Source organism: Burkholderia sp. M6-3 (genome assembly GCF_050858985.1).
Lineage (GTDB): Bacteria > Pseudomonadota > Gammaproteobacteria > Burkholderiales > Burkholderiaceae > Paraburkholderia > Paraburkholderia caledonica.
Window position 1 is genome coordinate 681,479 of sequence record NZ_CP110090.1, and the last position, 17,356, is coordinate 698,834.

The 17,356-nt window shown below is 62.4% G+C and carries 18 protein-coding genes; 17 read left to right on the forward strand and 1 reads right to left on the reverse strand.

The features are described 5' to 3' along the window. Nucleotides 1-103: 103 nt before the first annotated feature. From OH764_RS03015 to OH764_RS03040, 6 genes are all read left to right on the forward strand, one after another. Nucleotides 104-682 (forward strand): YqgE/AlgH family protein, encoded by a 579-nt coding sequence (locus tag OH764_RS03015; RefSeq protein ID WP_020069822.1) that lies wholly within the window; start codon nt 104-106, stop codon nt 680-682. Between the two features lie 10 nt (nt 683-692). Then, nucleotides 693-1,133: a Holliday junction resolvase RuvX gene (ruvX, locus tag OH764_RS03020; RefSeq protein WP_020069823.1), complete on the forward strand. Its 441-nt coding sequence runs from the start codon at nt 693-695 to the stop codon at nt 1,131-1,133. Beyond that, nucleotides 1,120-1,659: a bifunctional pyr operon transcriptional regulator/uracil phosphoribosyltransferase gene (gene pyrR, locus OH764_RS03025; RefSeq protein WP_498847974.1), complete on the forward strand. Its 540-nt coding sequence runs from the start codon at nt 1,120-1,122 to the stop codon at nt 1,657-1,659. The genes ruvX and pyrR overlap by 14 nt, the downstream gene beginning before the upstream one ends. A gap of 86 nt (nt 1,660-1,745) precedes the next feature. Beyond that, entirely contained in the window at nt 1,746-2,771 is a 1,026-nt protein-coding gene (locus OH764_RS03030; RefSeq protein WP_440785403.1) for an aspartate carbamoyltransferase catalytic subunit, read from the forward strand. Nucleotides 2,772-2,864: 93 nt separating this feature from the next. Further along, a complete protein-coding gene (locus OH764_RS03035; protein ID WP_498847975.1) occupies nt 2,865-4,145 on the forward strand; it encodes a dihydroorotase in 1,281 nt (426 codons plus the stop codon). A 69-nt stretch (nt 4,146-4,214) separates the two neighbouring features. Further along, on the forward strand, nt 4,215-5,054 hold the full coding sequence (locus OH764_RS03040) for a lysophospholipid acyltransferase family protein (RefSeq protein WP_440785406.1): 840 nt from the start codon (nt 4,215-4,217) through the stop codon (nt 5,052-5,054). Between the two features lie 12 nt (nt 5,055-5,066). On the opposite strand, the gene OH764_RS03045 is transcribed toward OH764_RS03040, so the two are convergent. Next, nucleotides 5,067-5,951: a symmetrical bis(5'-nucleosyl)-tetraphosphatase gene (locus OH764_RS03045; RefSeq protein WP_440785407.1), complete on the reverse strand. Its 885-nt coding sequence runs from the start codon at nt 5,949-5,951 to the stop codon at nt 5,067-5,069. A gap of 203 nt (nt 5,952-6,154) precedes the next feature. Here OH764_RS03045 and OH764_RS03050 point away from each other — a divergent pair, with 203 nt between their 5' ends. The 11 genes from OH764_RS03050 to OH764_RS03100 all read left to right on the forward strand — a co-directional run bounded on the left by OH764_RS03050 (nt 6,155) and on the right by OH764_RS03100 (nt 17,333). After that, entirely contained in the window at nt 6,155-7,066 is a 912-nt protein-coding gene (locus OH764_RS03050; RefSeq protein ID WP_440785408.1) for a GDP-mannose 4,6-dehydratase, read from the forward strand. Nucleotides 7,067-7,473: 407 nt separating this feature from the next. After that, the gene (rfbB, locus tag OH764_RS03055) at nt 7,474-8,535 is read left to right on the forward strand and encodes a dTDP-glucose 4,6-dehydratase (RefSeq protein WP_498847976.1); all 1,062 of its coding nucleotides are present in this window, start codon (nt 7,474-7,476) and stop codon (nt 8,533-8,535) included. Nucleotides 8,536-8,545: 10 nt separating this feature from the next. Beyond that, on the forward strand, nt 8,546-9,439 hold the full coding sequence (gene rfbA, locus OH764_RS03060; protein ID WP_440785454.1) for a glucose-1-phosphate thymidylyltransferase RfbA: 894 nt from the start codon (nt 8,546-8,548) through the stop codon (nt 9,437-9,439). Continuing rightward, complete coding sequence (gene rfbC / locus OH764_RS03065; RefSeq protein ID WP_498847977.1) at nt 9,424-9,975, forward strand: dTDP-4-dehydrorhamnose 3,5-epimerase family protein; 552 nt, start codon at nt 9,424-9,426, stop codon at nt 9,973-9,975. Before rfbA ends, rfbC begins: the two co-directional genes overlap by 16 nt. Further along, nucleotides 9,968-10,867, forward strand: coding sequence for an SDR family oxidoreductase (gene rfbD / locus OH764_RS03070; RefSeq protein WP_498847978.1), 900 nt, complete (start codon nt 9,968-9,970; stop codon nt 10,865-10,867). Before rfbC ends, rfbD begins: the two co-directional genes overlap by 8 nt. A gap of 54 nt (nt 10,868-10,921) precedes the next feature. Continuing rightward, nucleotides 10,922-11,917, forward strand: a complete 996-nt coding sequence (gene rfaE1 / locus OH764_RS03075; protein WP_498847979.1) for a bifunctional heptose 7-phosphate kinase/heptose 1-phosphate adenyltransferase — start codon at nt 10,922-10,924, stop codon at nt 11,915-11,917. A 31-nt stretch (nt 11,918-11,948) separates the two neighbouring features. Continuing rightward, a complete protein-coding gene (gene rfaD, locus OH764_RS03080) occupies nt 11,949-12,935 on the forward strand; it encodes an ADP-glyceromanno-heptose 6-epimerase (RefSeq protein ID WP_440785414.1) in 987 nt (328 codons plus the stop codon). A gap of 2 nt (nt 12,936-12,937) precedes the next feature. After that, complete coding sequence (locus OH764_RS03085) at nt 12,938-13,837, forward strand: glycosyltransferase family 2 protein (RefSeq protein ID WP_440785415.1); 900 nt, start codon at nt 12,938-12,940, stop codon at nt 13,835-13,837. A 60-nt stretch (nt 13,838-13,897) separates the two neighbouring features. Beyond that, nucleotides 13,898-14,680: an ABC transporter permease gene (locus OH764_RS03090; RefSeq protein WP_440785416.1), complete on the forward strand. Its 783-nt coding sequence runs from the start codon at nt 13,898-13,900 to the stop codon at nt 14,678-14,680. Nucleotides 14,681-14,689: 9 nt separating this feature from the next. Beyond that, nucleotides 14,690-15,439: an ABC transporter ATP-binding protein gene (locus OH764_RS03095; protein WP_440785417.1), complete on the forward strand. Its 750-nt coding sequence runs from the start codon at nt 14,690-14,692 to the stop codon at nt 15,437-15,439. 103 nt (nt 15,440-15,542) lie between these two features. Then, the gene (locus tag OH764_RS03100; RefSeq protein ID WP_498847980.1) at nt 15,543-17,333 is read left to right on the forward strand and encodes a glycosyltransferase family 2 protein; all 1,791 of its coding nucleotides are present in this window, start codon (nt 15,543-15,545) and stop codon (nt 17,331-17,333) included. Nucleotides 17,334-17,356 lie beyond the last annotated feature (23 nt).

The window sequence follows — 17,356 nt, forward strand, 5'->3', positions numbered from 1 at the left end:
AACATGAATCGCCGTCGATGGCTTGCGGCACGCTCCATGACTCGCGTCGCCAATCCACGCTCAAAGCCCGCCATCCTGCACCGTCTTTGCTAAAATCCGAACTATGTCCAAGAGTACCGATCGCATCAATCTGACCAACCAGTTCCTGATCGCCATGCCCAACATGGCCGATCCGACGTTTTCAGGAACGGTGGTCTACCTTTGCGATCACAGTGAGCGCGGCGCGCTCGGCCTCGTGATCAACCGGCCGACCGATATCGACCTGGAAGCGCTCTTCAGTCGCATCGACCTCAAGCTCGAAATCGAGCCTCTCCTTCATGTTCCCGTGTATTTCGGCGGCCCGGTGCAAACCGAGCGCGGCTTCGTGCTGCACGACCCGAAAGACGGCAACACTTATACGTCGTCCATGTCGGTGCCCGGCGGTCTTGAGATGACCACGTCAAAAGACGTGCTTGAGGCGGTTGCCAGCGGCACCGGGCCCGAACGTTTCCTGCTCACGCTCGGTCATGCCGGCTGGGGCGCGGGTCAGCTCGAAGAAGAGATTTCGAAAAACGGCTGGCTGACGGTCGAGGCCGATCCGAAAATCGTGTTCGACGTGCCGGCCGAAGAGCGTCTCGAAGCCGCGCTGGCGCTGCTCGGCATTTCGCTGTCCATGCTGTCGGGCGAGGCCGGGCACGCATGAGGGGCGCCGCATGAGCCTGCCGGCCGGACGTGAGGCGACGCTGCTTGCGTTCGACTACGGTGAAAAGCGCATCGGCGTGGCGGTCGGCAATTCGCTGACGAAGAGCGCGCGGCCGCTCGTCATCGTGCAGAATCGCAGCCGCGAATTTCGCTTCGCGGAGGTCGGCAAACTGATCGCCGAATGGAAGCCGGACGCGCTCGTCGTCGGCTTGCCAATGCATCCGGACGGCACGCCGCACGAAATGACGCAACTCGCCAAGCGCTTTGGAAACCAGTTGAACGGCCGCTTCAATTTGCCCGTCACGTGGATCGACGAGCGTTATTCGTCGGTCGAGGCAAAGTCGGGTATCCGCGAGGGCAAGGGCCGTGCCGACATGCTCGACGCCGAAGCCGCCAGCATCATCCTTCAGCAATATCTAGACGGACTTTCCGACAATCATGAGTTCCATTGACGCCGAAGCGCTTTATCGCGCGCTGCTCGACCAGATTCGCGCCGCCTACGGCGACGAGTTCGATGCGGCGCAAAACGGTGCCGAGGGCGCCGTGCTCGCCGGCATTTACAGCGGCGGTGCGTGGCTCGCCGAACGGCTCGCGCATGATCTGAAGCTCCCGAGTTTCGGCGTCGTGAATGTCGCACTGCATCGGGACGACTACGCGAAGAAAGGTCTGCATTCGCAGGCGAGTCCGACATCGCTGCCGTTTTCCGTCGACGGCCGCCGCATCGTGCTGGTCGACGACGTGCTGTACACCGGCCGCACGATCCGCGCAGCGCTCAATGAACTCTACGACTACGGCCGCCCGGCGGCGGTCGAACTGGCGGTGCTCGCCGATCGCGGCGGGCGCGAGTTGCCGGTAGCGGCACGCTTTGTCGGCGGCGTGGTGGATGTGCCCGCGGACGCGACGCTGGTGCTCGCGCGCGACGAGAGCAGCGCAGGCCAGCCGCGTTTCACCTTTCACACCGAAGCCCGCGCCGATTGAGCACGGCATCGGGCGCGAATGCGCACGCACCGCGACTCGCAGCCCGCCGCACACACGTTGAAGTCCGTATCTCCAGCAGGTAACTCATGAACACCGCGAACCAGGCCTCTCACGACCAAGTCGATAGCGCCACCGAGCGCTTCCGCTACGGCTTCCTGAGGGGCAACCCGCAGCTCACGAAAAACGGGGAGCTCAAGCATCTGTTATCGATTGAAGGTTTGCCGAAGGCGATCGTCAACCACATCCTCGACACGGCGAGCCAGTTCGTCAGCGTGACGGATCGCGAGGTCAAGAAGGTCCCGCTCCTGCGCGGCAAGTCGGTCTTCAATCTGTTCTTCGAGAATTCGACGCGCACACGCACCACATTTGAAATTGCCGCGACACGTTTGTCGGCCGACGTGCTGAATCTGAACATCAACGCTTCGTCCACGAGCAAGGGCGAATCGCTGCTCGACACGATCAACAATCTGTCGGCGATGCACGCCGACATGTTCGTCGTGCGTCATGCGTCGAGCGGCGCGCCGTATCTGATTGCCCAGCACTGCGCACCGCACGTGCACGTGATCAATGCCGGCGACGGCCGTCATGCGCATCCCACTCAGGGTCTGCTCGACATGTACACGATCCGCCACTACAAGAAGGACTTCACGAATCTGCGTGTGGCGATTGTCGGCGACATTCTGCATTCGCGCGTCGCGCGCTCCGACATTCACGCGCTGACCACACTCGGCGTGCCCGAAGTGCGCGCGATCGGCCCGCGTACGCTGCTGCCGGGCGGCCTCGAACAAATGGGTGTGCGAGTGTTCCACAACCTCGACGAAGGGCTGAAGGACGTCGACGTGATCATCATGCTGCGTCTGCAGAACGAGCGGATGAGCGGCGCGCTCCTGCCTTCGGCGCAGGAGTATTTCAAGAGCTGGGGCCTGACGCCCGAGCGGCTCGCGCTCGCCAAGCCCGATGCAATCGTGATGCACCCGGGCCCGATGAATCGCGGCGTCGAAATCGATTCGCAGGTGGCCGACGGTCCGCAATCCGTGATTCTGAATCAGGTGACGTTCGGCATCGCCGTGCGCATGGCGGTGATGGGGATTGTCGCGGGAAATAACGATTGATCCGGCAAACGCATGCGTGCGGACCCAGAACGACGCACGCGCGGCAGACAACGCAGAACCTGGCCGAATCCGGCTGAAACATTAAGGTAGCGCATGACGATTCATATTCAAGGCGGCACGCTGATCGATCCGGCAGCGGGTACCGAACAGCAGCAGGACGTTTTCATCGAGGCGGGCAAGATCGTCGCGCTCGGCAACGCGCCCACCAGTTTCGAGGCGACGCAAACCATCGACGCGCGCGGTCTGCATATCGCGCCCGGTCTCGTCGACCTGTCCGCGCGTCTGCGCGAGCCGGGCTATGAACACAAGGCCACGCTCGAATCGGAAATGGCCGCGGCGCTCGCTGGCGGCGTGACGAGCCTCGTGTGTCCGCCGGACACGGATCCGACGCTCGACGAACCCGGTCTCGTCGAAATGCTGAAGTTCCGCGCCCGTAATCTCGATCAGGCGCATGTGTATCCGCTCGGTGCGTTGACGGTCGGCCTGAAGGGCCAGGTTATCACCGAAATGGTCGAACTTACGGAAGCTGGCTGCATCGGTTTTTCGCAGGCCGACTCGCCGGTGGTGGATACGCAAGTGCTGATGCGCGCGCTGCAATACGCGAAAACCTATGGCTACACGGTGTGGCTGCGTCCCGTGGATGCCTATCTCGGCAAGGGCGGCGTGGCGGCGAGCGGCGCGCTGGCGTCGCGGCTCGGCCTCTCCGGCGTGCCTGTCGCGGCGGAAACGATCGCGCTGCATACCATCTTCGAACTCGTGCGTGTGACGGGCGCGCGGGTGCATCTGTCGCATGTGTCGTCGGCGGCGGGCATCGCGCTCATGCGCGAGGCCAAGGCCGAGGGCTTGCCGGTTTCGTGCGACGTCACCGTGAACCATGTGCATCTGATCGACCTCGACATCGGCTACTTCGACGCGCAGTTCCGGCTCGACCCGCCGCTGCGTCAGCAGCGTGATCGCGAAGCGATCCGCGCGGGTCTCGTCGACGGCACCATCGACGCGATCTGCTCCGACCACACACCGGTCGATGACGACGAAAAGCTGCTGCCGTTTGACGAAGCCACGCCGGGCGCTACCGGCCTCGAACTGTTTCTGTCGCTAACGGTGAAGTGGGCCGACGAAGCCGGTGTGCCGCTTGCAAAAGCGCTCAACCGCATCACCGCGGCGCCAGCCGCCGTGCTCGATCTGCAAGCGGCGGGCAGCGTTGCGGTAGGCAGCGTGGCCGACCTCTGCGTGTTCGACCGTCACGCGCATTGGCGCGTCGAGCCGCGTGCGTTGAAGAGCCAAGGGCATAACACGCCGTTTCTCGGTTACGAATTGCCGGCTCGCGTTCGCGCGACCATCGTGGCGGGCCGCGTCGCATTCGAGCAGCGCTAACGTGCCCGGCATGGCTCACGCATTGGTCAGTCTGGATTTCGCATCGACCCACAACGGAAAACTCCGAACATGAAGCTCGCGTTACGCAAGGCTCGTCTCATCGCGCATCTGCTGCATGGCATGTGGATCGTGGCGACGCGCTTTCCGAAAGCTGACGCGGACCGGCGTCACGCGCTCAACCGCGAATGGTCGCTCAAGATGCTGCGCCTGTGCGGCATGCGGCTCGTCGTGCATAACGACGGCGCACGGCTCGATCGCGGTGCACTGGTCGTGGCCAATCACATCTCATGGATCGATATCTATGTGATCAATGCGTGGCGGCCCACTCCGTTCGTGTCTAAGGCTGAGATCCGCCAATGGCCGTTGGTCGGCTGGCTCGCGCAGCAACTGGACACCGTGTTCATACAGCGCGAGAAGCGCAGCGACGCAAAGCGGATCATGCATGAGCTGTCCGACCGTTTGAGCGCGGGCGAGCTGATGTGCGTGTTTCCGGAAGGCACGACGTCCAATGGCCTCGCGCTGCTGCCGTTTCACGCGAATATGTTTCAGGCGGCGGTGTCGGCCGCAGCGCCGGTGCAGCCGCTTTGCATCATGTACGAAGACGCGCACGGCCGGCAGTCCACGGCGCCTGCCTATATCGACGATGTCTCGCTCGCGGACTCGCTAGATATGCTGCTGCGCGGCGGGCCGTTGACCGCACATGTGTACGTGTGTGCGCCGCTTGCGGCGGGCGCGGACCGCCGTGCGTTGGCGGCGCAAGCGCAAGGCGTGATCGAAGCGGCGCTGCGGGAGATGCAGGGCGGTGCGGCAACAAGCGGCGCGCTCGTCGTGGAGCAGGCGGAATCGTCCGCATCCGCCGAAACAATGATTGAACCCGCCGACAGCTCGGCCCGCTCGCCAGGCGTCTAGATCCCGTACCGCCTAATTGCCCCCGCTCGACCGGCAGTTGTCGCATTGGACCTGAGTGAGTGTGCGCTGCCCCGGATTCTGCGCGAGCCGCACCGCTGACAGCTTTTCGCCCCACACGCAGCCAGAGTCGAGTCCGATCAGGTTGTCGCGCAACATCAGCCCTAGCGCCGCCCAATGGCCGAACACCACGGTCACGTTCGCAGTCTTGCGCCACGGCACGTCGAACCAGGGCATGCAGCCGGGCGGCGCGGCGTTCAGGCCGCCGCTGCTGCTGAAGTCCATCGCGCCTTCCGCATTGCAGAAGCGCACGCGCGTCAACGCGCTGCACGTGACGCGCAGCCGTTCGATGCCCTTCAGGTTCGGCGTCCATAGGCTCGGCTCGTTGCCATACAGGCCCGCGAGCGTCTCCTTCCAGTTCGGCTCGCGCAGCGCCCGCTGCAATTCGTCGGCCAGTTCGAGCGTGAGGCTCACGTCCCATTGCGGCACCACGCCCGCATGCACCATCAGCATGCCGTTCTCGAAATGCGCGATAGGGCGGTGACGGACCCAATCGAGCAGATCGGCGGCATCGGGCGCGGCCAGAATGTCGTCGATCGTATCGCCCTTTTTGGACTTGCGAATTCCCGCCGACACCGAGAGCAGATGCAGATCATGATTGCCCAGCACCGGCACCGCGCGATCGCCGAGCGCGATGATGTCGCGCAGCGTGGCAAGCGATTCGGCGCCGCGGTTAATCAGATCGCCCGCGAACCATAGTGGCGTGCCGGCTGGCGGCGCGGCCTTCGCGAGCAGTCGCTGGAAAGGCGTGCGGCATCCTTGCAGATCGCCGAAGGCCAGAGGCACGGGTTGCTGCTGCAAAACTGACGAAGGGGATGAAGGCGCGGTGGAGGGTGTCATCGAGGGAATGTTTGCGGTTCGATACACGCGGCGGCGCACGGAGCGTGCCGCGTTGGGCAATGCAGCAAGCGAGCGTGACATAATAGCCCGTTTGAAGCGCCGGTATCGCGCCACGCTCGCACTGCCGCTGTTGTCGTGGCACGCAATGAACGACCGGCGCGATATTGCATCACAACAAGATGACTCTCGTGAACGGAGAAAGCATGTCGTCTTCCCATGCGAAGCAACGGGTCCGCACGCTCGTCACCGGGGCGAGCGGCTTCACGGGCCGCTATCTGGTCGATAACCTGCTTGGTCGCGGCCATACCGTGATCGAAACCTTCGCCGGCCGCGGCGAGCGGGAAACGCCCACGCGTTTGAGGCTCGATATCACCTCGCCCGAAAACTGCCGGCGCGTGATCGAAACGGCGCGGCCCCACTTTATCGTTCATCTCGCTGCGATCAGCTTTGTCGGTCACGACGATCCGCTCGACTTCTACCGCGTCAACGTGATCGGCACGCTGAACCTTCTGGAGGCGTGTGCGGCGACCGGCCATTCGCCGCGCAAGGTGCTGATTGCGAGCAGCGCCAATGTGTATGGCAACGTGACGAGCGATGCGATCGACGAAAGCTTTCCGCTCACGCCGGTCAATCACTACGCGGCCAGCAAGGCGGCCATGGAAACGATGGTGCACACCTGGTTCGACCGGCTGCCTATCCTGATCGTGCGTCCGTTCAACTACACGGGCCGCGGACAGGCGTCGAACTTCCTCGTACCGAAGATCGTCGAGCACTTCGCGCGGCGCGAGCCCTCTATTGAACTCGGCAATATCGATATTGCACGGGATTTTTCCGACGTGCGCTACGTGGCGAGCGCTTACGAGGCGCTGCTCGATTCCGAGGCCGCCTCCGAGACCGTGAACGTGTGCACTGGCACGCCCTATACGTTGCGCGAGATTCTGTCGGCCGCAAGCGACCTGACCGGCCATGAGTTGCAAGTGCACATCAATCCCGCTTTCGTCCGGCAAACCGATGTCAAAGTGCTCGCCGGTTCGCCCGCGAAGCTGCGCTCGTTAGTGCCCGAGGTGCAAGCCATCCCATTCATCGATACGCTGCGCTGGATGCTTGCGGCCTGAGCGCGTGAAGCGGGCGCTCCGTGTGCTTCAACTCCACCGGGCCTGGAAGCGGCGCGGCATACACCCGTTCCCCCTTCGACCCCGTTCCCGATCACGCCGCTGTGCGTAGTGAGGAGGTCGCGTCTAGACCTCGTGTTGTGCGCGCGGTGGTGATGCGGTAAATGCGATGTTTGGCACGCGACTTCGGCAAAATATACCCGACGACAGACGTCAAGCTGTTTCAAGCTGTTAGGATTCTCGTTTTTGTTCCGTGCAGCTATATAATCTGGGGTTCATAAGATCGGCGTCTGAGCGTCTGCCTGCTGTGCGCTGGCAGCGGGCGGCGAATTAATTGGACTCCACAACGCGGGGCGAGCGGGACGGCGAATCAATGCCGGGGCTATCGCCAACATCTGGAAGGGAATTACATGATCCTGGTAACGGGCGGTGCCGGCTTTATCGGCGCCAATTTCGTGCTCGACTGGCTGAATACGTCGGACGAAGCGGTGCTGAATGTAGACAAGCTGACCTATGCCGGCAATCTCGGCACGCTCAAGTCGCAACAGGACAATCCCCGGCACGTGTTCGTGCGCGCGGATATTTGCGACCGCGCCGCAATGGACGCGCTCTTCGCCGAGCACAAGCCGCGCGCTGTGCTGCACTTTGCGGCCGAAAGCCACGTGGACCGTTCGATTCACGGCCCGGCCGATTTCGTGCAGACCAACGTGGTCGGCACGTTCACGCTGCTCGAAGCCGCGCGAAGCTACCGGAACACGCTTGGCGACGCAGACAAGGCCGCATTCCGCTTCCTGCATGTCTCAACCGACGAAGTCTTTGGCTCGCTTTCCGCTACCGATCCGCAATTCTCCGAGACCACGCCGTACGCGCCGAACAGCCCTTACTCCGCGACCAAGGCTGGCTCCGACCATTTGGTGCGCGCCTACCATCACACGTACGGCTTGCCCACGCTCACTACAAACTGCTCGAACAACTACGGTCCGTACCAGTTCCCCGAAAAGCTGATTCCGCTGATGATCGCCAACGCGCTCGGCGGCAAACCGTTGCCCGTTTATGGCGACGGTCAGAACGTGCGCGACTGGCTGTATGTCGGCGACCATTGCAGCGCGATCCGCGAAGTGCTCGCGCGCGGCACGCCGGGCGAGACGTACAACATCGGCGGCTGGAACGAGAAGAAGAACCTCGACGTCGTGCACACGCTGTGCGATCTGCTCGATCGCCTGCGCCCGAAGGCGGGCGGTTCGTACCGCGACCAGATCACCTACGTGAAGGACCGCCCGGGCCACGACCGCCGTTATGCGATCGACGCTCGCAAGCTCGAACGCGAACTCGGCTGGAAGCCGGCGGAAACGTTTGAAACGGGTCTTGCAAAGACGGTGCAGTGGTATCTCGACAATCAGGCGTGGTCTGACGAAGTCGCTTCGGGAGACTACCGGAAGTGGGTTGAGACCAACTACGCGCAACGCGCGTAAGGGCACGGCAATGGCGCGCAAAGGCATTATTCTCGCGGGCGGTTCGGGCACCCGGCTCTATCCGATCACGCATGTCGTCTCGAAGCAGTTGCTGCCTGTCTACGACAAGCCGATGATCTATTACCCGCTCTCCACGCTGATGGTGGCGGGCATTCGCGACGTGCTGATCATCTCTACGCCGCAGGACACACCGCGCTTCGAAGCGATGCTCGGCGACGGCAGCCAGTGGGGCATGAACATTCAGTACGCGGTTCAGCCTTCTCCGGACGGTCTCGCGCAAGCGTTCATCATTGGCCGCGAGTTCGTGGGCAACGACCCGTCGGCGCTGATTCTCGGCGACAACATTTTCTACGGCCACGACCTCGCAAAGCAGCTCGAGCGTGCAAACAATCAGGCCGAAGGCGCGACCGTGTTCGCGTACCACGTGCACGACCCGGAACGCTACGGCGTCGTCGAGTTCGACCAGCAGTTCCGTGCATTGTCGATCGAGGAAAAGCCCACCAAACCGCGTTCGAATTATGCGGTCACGGGCCTGTACTTCTACGACAAGCAGGTATGCGACATCGCGGCGGACACCAAGCCGTCGCCGCGCGGCGAGCTGGAAATTACCGACGTCAATTCGCGTTATCTCGCCAATGCCGCGCTCAACGTCGAGATCATGGGGCGCGGTTATGCGTGGCTCGACACGGGCACGCATGATTCGCTGATCGAAGCCGCCACCTTCATCGCGACGTTGCAGAAGCGCCAAGGTCTCGTGGTCGCATGTCCCGAGGAAATTGCGTACCGCCAGCACTGGATCGGCGCCGAGCAGTTGCTGGCGCTCGCCGCGCCGCTCGCGAAGAACGCCTACGGCAAGTATCTGCAAAACATTCTTACGGATCAAGTTGCATGGCCATCCAAGTAACCGCTACGGTGCTGCCCGAAGTCAAGATCATCGAGCCGAAGGTATTCGGCGATGCGCGCGGCTATTTCTACGAGAGCTTCAATGCCGTCGAGTTCGCGGAGCACGTGCATAGCGGCGTGACGTTCGTGCAGGACAATCATTCGCGCTCCGCGAAAGGTGTTCTGCGCGGTCTGCATTATCAGATTCAACATGCGCAGGGAAAGCTCGTGCGTGTGGTCGAGGGCGAAGTGTTCGACGTTGCCGTGGATATTCGCAAGAGTTCGCCGAATTTTGGGAAGTGGCTGGGCGTGACGTTGTCGATGGAGAATCATCGGCAGCTGTGGGTGCCGCCTGGCTTTGCACATGGTTTTGTGGTGCTGTCGGAGTCCGCACAGTTCCTCTATAAGACGACGGACTACTGGTTCCCGGAGCACGAGCGCAGCATCGTGTGGAACGATCCGGACATCGGTATCGAATGGCCTGTCGATCTCGAGCCGCTGCTTGCGGCGAAAGATGCGGCGGGGAAAACGCTCGCCGAAGCGGAAGTCTATGCGTAAGGGTGTGATGGATCAGCAAGCCACCATTCTCGTGACGGGTGTCAACGGTCAGGTCGGGTATGAGCTGCTGCGCTCGCTGCAGGGGCTCGGGCGCGTGGTGGGGCTTGATCGTGCTGCGCTGGATCTCGGTAGTCCGGACGCGATTCGTCGCGTCGTGCGCGAGGTGAAGCCGACGATCATTGTCAATCCGGCCGCTTATACGGCGGTGGATAAGGCGGAAAGCGACCTCGAAGGTGCGCAGCGCCTGAACGTGCGGGCGCCTGCCCTGCTCGCAGAAGAAGCGAAACGCTTGGGTGCCGCGCTCGTCCACTACTCGACGGACTACGTGTTCGACGGTACGAAGGACACGCCTTATGTCGAGACCGATTCGGTCAATCCCCAGAACGTCTATGGCAAGACCAAGCTCGAAGGCGAGCACGAGATCGGGGCCAGCGGTTGCGATCACCTGATCCTGCGCACGAGCTGGGTGTACGGCACGCGCGGCAAGAACTTTCTGTTGACGATGCTCAAGCTAGGGGCGGAACGCGACGAACTCAGCGTCATCGCCGATCAGATTGGTGCGCCGACGTGGTCGCGTACGATCGCTGCGTTGACCGCTCACGTGCTCGTGCAGGCGACGCATGCCGGGGAGCGCGGTCAGTGGTGGGCGCAACAGTCGGGTGTCTATCATCTGACGGCGGGTGGCGCGACATCGTGGCACGGATTTGCCGAGGCGATCTTCGAACTGTCGTCGCTCGCGAAGCGGCCCGTCGTCAAGCCCATTCCCGCATCATCGTATCCGACTCCGGCAACGCGTCCGGCCAACTCCCGCATCTCCAACGACAAGTTTGCTGCGGCGTTTGGCGTGCGTGCGCCGGACTGGCGTGAGGCGCTGACGTTGTGCATGCAGTAAGGGCCAGGCGCATTCAGCGCCCTGTGCAGCGATTCCTCTTTCCCCCGGAAGCCTATGTCCGTCATTGAAAGCGTCGTGATCAGACCGAAACTGGAACACTCGCTTCCAACAGTTTCGCGCGAGCGGCTCGCCGACGCTTCGGTGCTGGTGGTGGGCGACGTGATGCTCGACCGCTACTGGTTCGGCGACGTGAATCGCATTTCGCCTGAAGCGCCGGTTCCCGTCGTGCACGTGCAGCGCAGCGAAGAGCGGCTAGGCGGTGCGGCGAACGTCGCCTGCAACATCGCGGGACTGGGCGCCGACGCCGCGTTGCTATGCGTGGTGGGAATGGACGAACCGGGTGAGCGGCTCATGACGCTGCTCACTGAAAGCAACGTCAAGGCATGCGCCGAACGCGACCGTTCGATCTCGACGATCATCAAGCTGCGCGTCATCGCCCGGCAGCAGCAATTGGTGCGCATCGACTTCGAGGAAACGCCGACGAAAGAAATCCTACTCGCCGGCCTCGCGCGCTTCGACGCCATGGTCGAGCACTCGCGCATCGTGCTGCTCTCGGACTACGCGAAGGGCGGGTTGACACACGTTTCCAGCATGATTGCGACGGCGCGCCGTCTCAACAAGCCGGTGCTGATCGATCCGAAGGGTAGCGACTGGGAGCGCTATAGCGGCGCGAGCCTGATTACTCCGAATCGCGCGGAACTGCGCGACGTGATCGGCGCGTGGTCGTCCGAAGCGGATTTGACCGCGCGCGTGACGCAACTGCGCAAGTCGCTCAGCATCGACAACTTGCTGCTCACGCGGTCCGAGGAGGGCATGACGCTCTTCACCGAACACGATCCCGTGCACGTTCCTACGGCCGCGCGCGAAGTGTTCGACGTTTCCGGCGCCGGTGACACGGTCATCGGCACAGTCGCGGCCATGCTGGGCGCGGGGGTGCCGCTGCTCGACGCCGTTGGCTACGCCAATCGCGCGGCAGGCGTGGTTGTCAGCCGGGTAGGCACCTCGCCCATCTCCTACCACGACGTGTTCGCCGACGAAGCAGCGGTCTGACCGCTTTGTCCTGAACGAACCCAAGAAAACTATGACCATCATTGTGACCGGCGCGGCCGGCTTCATCGGCAGCAACATAGTCAAGGCGCTGAACGAGCGCGGCGAAGACCGCATCATTGCCGTCGACAATCTCACGCGTGCCGACAAATTCAGGAATCTCGTCGATTGCGAAATCGACGACTACCTCGACAAGACCGAATTCGTCGAGCGCTTTACGCGCGGCGACTTCGGCAAGGTGCGCGCGGTGTTCCACGAAGGCGCCTGTTCGGACACGATGGAAACCGACGGCCGCTACATGATGGACAACAACTTCCGCTTCAGCCGCGCGGTGCTGGACGCGTGCCAGGCGCAGCGGGCGCAGTTCCTGTACGCGTCGTCGGCGGCGATTTACGGCGGCTCGGCGCGCTTCGTCGAAGAGCGCGAAGTGGAAGCGCCGCTAAACGTCTACGGCTATTCGAAGTTCCTGTTTGACCAGGTGATCCGCCGCGTGCTGCCGACGGCGCAAAGCCAGATCGCGGGCTTCCGCTACTTTAACGTGTACGGCCAGCGCGAGGCGCACAAGGGCCGCATGGCGTCGGTGGCATTCCATAACTTCAACCAGCTCCGCGCGGAAGGCCGCGTGAAGCTGTTCGGCGAGTACAACGGCTACGCGCCGGGCGAGCAGACGCGCGATTTCGTCTCCGCGGAAGACGTGGTAAAGGTCAACCTGTTCTTCTTCGAGCATCCGGAAAAGAGCGGCATCTTCAACCTCGGCAGTGGCCGCGCGCAGCCATTCAACGATATCGCGATGAGTGCGATCAACACGCTGCGCGCGATGGAAGGCAAGCCGGCGATGACGCTCGACGAGCAGGTGAAAGAAGGGTTAATCGAGTACGTGCCATTCCCGGACGCGCTGCGCGGCAAGTATCAGTGCTTCACGCAAGCCGATCTCACCAAGCTGCGCGCGGCGGGCTACGACGCGCCGTTCCTGACGGTTCAGGAAGGCGTCGATCGTTACGTACGTTGGCTGGCGCGGTAACGGTGTCGGCGCAGTTACAGCCTGGCATCGTCGTGGTTTTCTATCACCCCGACGATGCCTGTATCGAGCGAGCCAATCGACTGGTCGATTTTGGCCAATGCGTGGTGGTCGACAACACCGAGCGCGTGCGTACGGCAGAAGACCTAGGGCTGAAGCCGGGGATCGCGTACATCGCGAACGGCGCCAATCTCGGCATTGCGACCGCGCTCAATCAGGGCGTGGAGCAGGTGCGGCGCGCAGGTTGCCGCAGCGTGTTGCTGTTCGATCAGGACAGCGAACCCTCCGTGCATCTGCTCCGCGAGTTGCCGGCCGTGCTGTCGCGCGAAGTCGAAGCCGGACATCGTGTGGCGCTGATCGGGCCGGCCTATGAGGACGTTCGTCTGGGCGGGATCGCGCCGTTCGTCCGTTTCGGGTTTCCCGCCTTGCAGCGCGTCGCGGCAGACGGCAAGAACTTGATCGACGTCGATTTCCTGATCACGTCGGGGTCGTGTGTGAATCTGGACGTGTGGCCGGAGATCGGTCCGATGGACGATTCGCTGTTCATCGATTTCGTCGATCTTGAATGGTGCATTCGGGCCAGCGCCGCAGGTTATAGCGTCGTGGGCGCGCCTTGGCTGCGGCTGGCTCACAAACTGGGCGGCGAACCGGTGAACATACTGGGACGAAGCTATCCCAGCCATTCACCGATGCGTCACTACTACTTGTTCAGGAATGCCGTCGAACTGATGAAGAGACGGTACATTCCGTGGAAATGGAAGGCGAACGAGCTGCTGAAGCTGCCGTTTCGCTTGGCGATATATGGTATCTGGCTCAAACCTCGCCGGCGCCATCTTGGGATGGCGTTGCTTGGTTTATGGCACGGACTGAGGGGCCGCAGCGGCCCGCTTGATTCCGCGCGTTGATAGATAGGCCTCGCGAAGCAGACACGCTTACGCGGGCAGTGAACTCCCTCGACTATAGCTATGTTCAACTTGATATTTGCAGACCTGAAGCAGAGTATGGCGTCCTACCGGTTGTGGACGTTGCTCGGCTGGCTTGAAATCCGTCAGCGCTATGCGCGCTCGCGTGTGGGGCCGTTCTGGCTGACCATCAGTATGGGGGTCATGATCGGCTCGATCGGCGTGGTGTACGGCTCGCTGTTCGGCCAGAAGATGAGCGACTATCTGCCGTTTCTGGCGATCAGCCTCGTGATGTGGACGATGTTCGCGCAGACGGTGCAGGAAGGCAGCATCGCCTACATCAACAGCGCGACCTATATCCGCCAGGCGGCCACGCCGAAGCTGATTTACGTCTTCCAAGTCATGTGGCGCAACCTCGTCATTCTTGCCCACAACTTCATCATCGTGCTGATCCTGCTCGCCGTCTATGGCGTGAAGGACTGGGCGGTGCTGCCCGTCTTCATTCCGGCGCTGCTGCTTTACCTCGCCAATGCGCTGTGGGTCGCAATGCTCGCAGGTCTGGTGTCGGCACGGTTCCGCGATTTGCCGCAGATCATTTCGGCGCTGGTCCAGATTGCGTTCTACGTGACGCCGATCATCTATCGCCCCGATTCGCTCAAGCGGTTTTCGTTTATTGTCGAACTGAATCCGCTCGCCCATCTGATCGAACTGGTCCGCGCACCGCTGATCGGACAGATGCCGTCACCGACGACGTGGTTCGTCGCGCTCGGTCTTGCGGTCGTGGGCTGGACTTTTGCGCTGGCTATGACCGGGCGCTATCTCAAACGCATTCCGTATTGGGTCTAGGAGAGCACTGTGGCATTTATTGAACTCAAAGGTGCATGTCTGGACCTGCCCATCTACGACGTGCAGGGCCGCTCGCTCAAGAAGCAGGTTCTTCGCATGGGTCGCCGCAACACGATCGCCGAAGACAGCGACGGCGTCGTCGTCGTCAAGGCGCTCGACAATGTCGATCTGCGTTTTGAAGCCGGCGACCGCATCGGTTTGATCGGCCGCAACGGCGCGGGCAAGTCGACGCTGCTGCGCACCATGGCGGGCATCTACACGCCGACGCGCGGCACAGTCGAAAGCAACGGCAAGATCGTGCCGCTACTCGATATCAGTCTCGGCATGGACGACAACTCGACCGGCATGCAGAACATCCGTCTGCGCGGTCTGCTGCTCGGCATGACGGACACGGAAATCAAGGCGAAGACCGAAAGCATCGTGCAGTTCTGCGAGCTGGGCGATTACCTCGATCTGCCGCTGCGCACCTATTCGAGCGGGATGCGGGTTCGTCTCGCGTTCGCTGTGTCGACGGCCGTGGACGCCGAAATCCTGCTGCTCGACGAAGTCATGGGCGTGGGCGATGCAGCGTTCATGCACAAGGCGCAAGAGCGTCTGTACGACCTGCACAGCCGCGCCGAGATCGTCGTACTGGCCATGCACGCAAATTCAGAGATCCGACGCGTATGCAACAAGGCGCTCTGGATGGACGGCGGCCGCGTGCGGGCGTTCGGTCCGGTCGAGAAAGTCGTCGCTGCGTACGAAGAGCAGGTTGGCTGACATGCGCTGGCATTCCGTGCCTGGGTCCGCATGCCGTGCCTGGCGCGCAGCCCATCAGGCAGTGCGCTCGCGCGGCGGAGTGTTGCCTGTAGCACGGGCTGCAATGGGCGTGCTCCGTCGGCAAGGCCTGGGCGGCGTGCGCAGTCTACTCTCGCGGGCTGCCAACGCCGACGATTACGGGGCGTGGATCGCCCGTTTCGATACGATCGACGCCGCCGCCCGTGCTGCGCTGCGCGAAAAAATCGCGGGGCTTGCAACGCGCCCGCGCATTTCCATCGTCGTGCCGGTGTTCAATCCGCAGGCGGAGCACTTGCGCGATATGCTGGATTCCGTGCTCGGACAGATCTATCCCGACTGGGAACTGTGTCTTTGCGATGACGCATCAACCGAACCTCACGTCGCGGAAATTCTCGCGCAATACGCTGCAGCCGATGCGCGCATCAAGACGACGCGGCGCGAAGTCAACGGGCACATTTGTGCGGCTAGCAACGATGCGCTCGCGCTGGCGACCGGCAGCTTCGTTGCGCTTCTCGATCATGACGACCGGCTGGCCGAACACGCACTGTACATGGTCGCGCGCTATCTTCAGCGGCATCCCGAGGCGAAGCTGCTGTATAGCGACGAGGACAAACTCACGCCCGGCGGAGAGCGCATCGAACCGTACTTCAAGCCGGACTGGGACCCCGTTCTCATACTCGGCCAGAATATGTTTTCGCACCTCGGCGTCTTTTCGACGGCGCTGATGCGCGAGGTCGGCGGATTTCGCGCGGGACTCGAAGGCACTCAGGATCACGATCTCGTTTTGCGTTGTGCGGAGAAAGTGGACGCTACCGCCATCGTTCACATTCCTCACGTGCTTTACCACTGGCGCATCAGCAAGCAAAGCACGGCGCGCGAAGTGGCGGCGAAGCCCTATGTTCGCGAGGCCGCGAAGCGTGCAGTGAAGGAGCATCTGCAAAGAACGGGCCGCGCCGCCGACGTCGAGTGGCTGCGCCCGACATCGTCGATGTTGCGTGTGCTTTTTCCGGTGCCCCAGCCGCAACCGCTTGTGTCGGTCATCATTCCGACGCGGGATAAACCGGACCTGCTGGCTCAATGCTTCGAGAGCCTGACGCAGCGGACTCGCTACGCGAATATCGAAATCCTGATAGTCGACAATGGCTCGACCGATGCGCGCGCACTGACGTTGTTGTCGCAGTACGCAGCGATGGAAAACTGTCGCGTAATACGCGACGACTCGCCGTTCAACTACTCGGCGCTCAACAACCGGGCGGCGGCACTGGCGCGCGGCAGCGTGCTTTGCCTGTTGAACAACGATATCGATGCGCGCGATCCGGCGTGGCTGTCGGTCCTGTGCGGCTATGCGATGCAGCCGGGCGTCGGCGCCGTGGGCGGCGCGCTCTGGTATCCGAACGAACGCTTGCAGCACGGCGGTGTCGTGCTCGCGGGCGACGCCGTCGCGGGCCACCTTCATCACATGCTCGGCCGCGAAGAAGCGGGCTACTTCGGTCGCGCGTTGCTGGCGCAACAGGTTTCCGCGGTGACTGGCGCATGCCTGGTGGTCAGGAAGGCGCTCTTCGAGCAGGTCGGCGGTCTGGACCCGGATAATCTCGGCGTCGCGTACAACGATGTCGATTTTTGCCTGAAGTTATATATGGAAGGCTATCGTAACGTGTTCGTGCCCTACGCCCGCCTCTATCACCACGAGTCCGCTTCCCGTGGTGCAGACCGGACCGGCGCGCGCGCCGCACGACTAGAGCGCGAAGCGGCATGGATGAGACAGCGGTGGGGCGTTAGGCTGGTGAGTGACCCGGCCTACAACCCAAATCTCGAAATCGAAGGCGGGCACTTTTTCCGATTGTCGGAATCGCCGCGTATAGGTCAGTTTGACTAGGCATCTCTAGCGGAATCAGCAAA